Here is a 1280-nt window from a genome sequence, read left to right on the forward strand (position 1 = left end):
ACGAAAAGGCGATTGCGGGATTACTTAAACTCGTTGAAGATTCCGACTCTTCTGTGCGTAGTAGCGCGGCAGATGCCTTAGGCAAAATCGGTGACGAAAAGGCGATTGCGGGATTACTTAAACTCGTTGAAGATTCCGACTCTTCTGTGCGTAGTAGCGCGGCAGATGCCCTAGGCAAAATCGGTAACGAAAAGGCGATTCCGGGATTACTTAAACTCGTTGAAGATTCCGACTCTTCTGTGCGTAGGAGCGCGGCAGATGCCTTAGGCAAAACCGGTAACGAAAAGGCGATTCCGGGATTACTTAAACTCGTTGAACATTCAGACTCTGATGTGCGTTGGAGCGCGGCAGATGCCTTAGGCAAAATCGGTAACGAAAAGGCGATTCCGGGATTACTTAAACTCGTTGAACATTCAGACTCTTCTGTGCCTTGGAGGGCGGCAGATGCTTTAGGCAAAATCGGTGACGAAAAGGCGATTGCGGGATTACTTAAACTCGTTGAACATTCAGACTCTGATGTGCGTAGGAGCGCGGCAGATGCCTTAGGCAAAATCGCTAAGCAGCACGCAGAGAAAGTCGCCCCCCATCTCCCCCACCTCCTTACCTTAATTCCCTCCGAATCCGGCAAACAAGTTCACCGCCTCATCCTCGCCATCCAAGCCGCCTGCAAATACTACAAATACGAGATTCGTCAGTTGTCCCTACTCCCGGAAATTGGCAGCCATCCGGCGAATGTTTCTGCTAGCGTATACAACATACAATCTGTCAAGGAAGTCACACTGATGTCAAACCAATCACCCATCTTCAACCAACAACATGCCACCATAGGCGTTAACTATGCCGCTGAAAACAGCAATCCCAAGGTTATTCAAAACATCCAAGCCGCCCAGCAATCCTCCCCAGAAGCTGCACTAAATGCAGTCGTGCAAATCATTCAGGCATTAGAAAAAAAGCATACAGAAGTGCAAGACGAGGAACAAGCACGCAATATTATTGATGCAGAATTTAAGGAAATCAAAGAGCAAAAACGTATCGAGTGGCAAAACCTAATCAGCGTCAAACGGCTTTACAACGGTGGCAAAAAAGCAGCGGTGAAAGTTGGCGAACACTTCACGGAATCAAACCCCTGGGGCAAAGGACTTGTTGCCTTCATCGAAGGCATATCCGAAGATGTGGACTAGCCAACTAACCCAAAAGTTTGCTGAAATATTGCAACATTTTTAATCAGGCTTTCAGGGCGGGCGAGACGCCCACCCCACAAGAAAATTTACTCTTTGTGG

Annotated in this window: 1 protein-coding gene; it reads left to right on the plus strand. The window is 48.0% G+C overall.

Features of this window, described 5'->3' with window-relative positions; translation table 11 throughout:
• Nucleotides 1-1181 (plus strand): HEAT repeat domain-containing protein (locus QUB61_RS39520; protein ID WP_333190474.1); only part of this gene is annotated, 1181 nt, incomplete at its 5' end.
• Between the last annotated feature and the right edge of the window lie 99 nt (nucleotides 1182-1280).

It is taken from the genome of Microcoleus sp. C2D2 (assembly GCF_036702495.1).
Classification (GTDB): Bacteria; Cyanobacteriota; Cyanobacteriia; order Cyanobacteriales; family Microcoleaceae; genus Microcoleus.